11 tRNA genes are annotated in these 1,441 nt (G+C 48.0%); all 11 read right to left on the bottom strand.

Features of this window, described 5'->3' with window-relative positions:
• Positions 1–358 precede the first annotated feature (358 nt).
• The 11 genes from LFYK43_RS12055 to LFYK43_RS12005 all read right to left on the bottom strand — a co-directional run bounded on the left by LFYK43_RS12055 (position 359) and on the right by LFYK43_RS12005 (position 1,361).
• A tRNA-Leu gene (locus LFYK43_RS12055) sits at positions 359–443 on the bottom strand.
• A 48-nt stretch (positions 444–491) separates the two neighbouring features.
• Positions 492–562: transfer RNA gene (locus LFYK43_RS12050), tRNA-Cys, on the bottom strand.
• Positions 563–584: 22 nt separating this feature from the next.
• Positions 585–656, bottom strand: a tRNA-Gln gene (locus LFYK43_RS12045).
• A 7-nt stretch (positions 657–663) separates the two neighbouring features.
• Positions 664–736, bottom strand: a tRNA-His gene (locus LFYK43_RS12040).
• 6 nt (positions 737–742) lie between these two features.
• Positions 743–816 (bottom strand) — tRNA-Trp (locus tag LFYK43_RS12035).
• 8 nt (positions 817–824) lie between these two features.
• A tRNA-Tyr gene (locus LFYK43_RS12030) sits at positions 825–907 on the bottom strand.
• A 4-nt stretch (positions 908–911) separates the two neighbouring features.
• Positions 912–984, bottom strand: a tRNA-Phe gene (locus LFYK43_RS12025).
• A 39-nt stretch (positions 985–1,023) separates the two neighbouring features.
• Positions 1,024–1,097, bottom strand: a tRNA-Asp gene (locus LFYK43_RS12020).
• Positions 1,098–1,108: 11 nt separating this feature from the next.
• Positions 1,109–1,181 (bottom strand) — tRNA-Val (locus LFYK43_RS12015).
• Between the two features lie 4 nt (positions 1,182–1,185).
• A tRNA-Glu gene (locus LFYK43_RS12010) sits at positions 1,186–1,257 on the bottom strand.
• Positions 1,258–1,270: 13 nt separating this feature from the next.
• A tRNA-Ser gene (locus LFYK43_RS12005) sits at positions 1,271–1,361 on the bottom strand.
• Positions 1,362–1,441: the final 80 nt, after the last annotated feature.

The following is a 1,441-nucleotide window of genomic DNA, read 5'->3' as shown; positions in this document are numbered from 1 at the left end:
GTGTAAAGTTCATTGCGAACTTTGCACCTCTTTTTCAGCGGAAATCATTCTTGATTTAAACCAGACAGATCGAACTTAGAGACTTAGACGTCTGTTGTGCACTGCTTACAAACAGAGCGAATCTAGACAATTAGACGTCCGTTGTGCACTGCTTACTTTTCTTTTATCGTGTATCTGAAACCTCTTTGCGCATACAAAAACTTCTTCCTAAGTGAGCAAGCTTGAATTATCTTGCTTGCCTACCTAAGAAGAAGTATACCCGAGTTTCAGAGACCAACAACACTCTTTGACGCAGTTTTTCAAAAAATAAAAAAACCTTACCGAACAATGTTCAGCAAAGTTTCGACCAATTATAAAATACCGGTGATCGGGGTCGAACCGATACTCCCTCAACGGGAACTGGATTTTGAGTCCAGCGCGTCTGCCAATTCCGCCACACCGGCATATCAACAGAAATAATTATACTACATGTTAGCGCCTAAAGCAACTAAAGGCGGTAACCGGATTTGAACCGGTGATGAAGGTTTTGCAGACCTCTGCCTTACCACTTGGCTATACCGCCATTTCTAAGGAACAAATCCTTATTGGGATAGCTGGATTCGAACCAGCGCATGTGGGAGTCAAAGTCCCATGCCTTACCGCTTGGCTATACCCCAATAATAGGGCGGTAGGTGGGAATCGAACCCACGCGTGCCGGAGCCACAATCCGGTGTGTTCACCACTTCACCACTACCGCCATAAATGGCAGGGATAGCAGGAATCGAACCCGCATCGACGGTTTTGGAGACCGTTGTTCTGCCCTTGAACTATATCCCTATAAAAGATGGAAGGGAGTGGATTCGAACCACCGAACCCGAAGGAGCGGATTTACAGTCCGCCGCGTTTAGCCAGACTTCGCTACCCTTCCATAATGGCGCGGGACGGAATCGAACCGCCGACACATGGAGCTTCAATCCATTGCTCTACCGACTGAGCTACCGAGCCATAAAAGACAAGTAAATCTAAAACTTATTAACAACTAAACGGTCCTAACCGGATTTGAACCGGTGATCTCCTGCGTGACAGGCAGGCGTGATAAACCCCTACACCATAGGACCGAAAGAATGTATGGAGGATACAGGGCTCGAACCTGTGACCCTCTGCTTGTAAGGCAGACGCTCTCCCAACTGAGCTAATCCTCCATGATGACCCGTACGGGATTTGAACCCATGTTACCGCCGTGAAAGGGCGGTGTCTTAACCACTTGACCAACGGGTCATGCTACTATCTACGGAGAGTAAGGGATTCGAACCCTTGAAGGAGGGCATTCCCCCCTTACATGATTTCCAATCATGCTCCTTCAGCCTCTCGGACAACTCTCCATCAATAATACTCCGGCAGGCGGACTCGAACCGTCGACACCCTGATTAACAGTCAGATGCTCTACCAACTGAGCTATGCC

Origin of the sequence: Ligilactobacillus salitolerans (assembly GCF_003864415.1) — a bacterium.
Lineage (GTDB): Bacteria > Bacillota > Bacilli > Lactobacillales > Lactobacillaceae > Ligilactobacillus > Ligilactobacillus salitolerans.
This window is presented reverse-complemented; position numbering and strand designations above follow the sequence as displayed.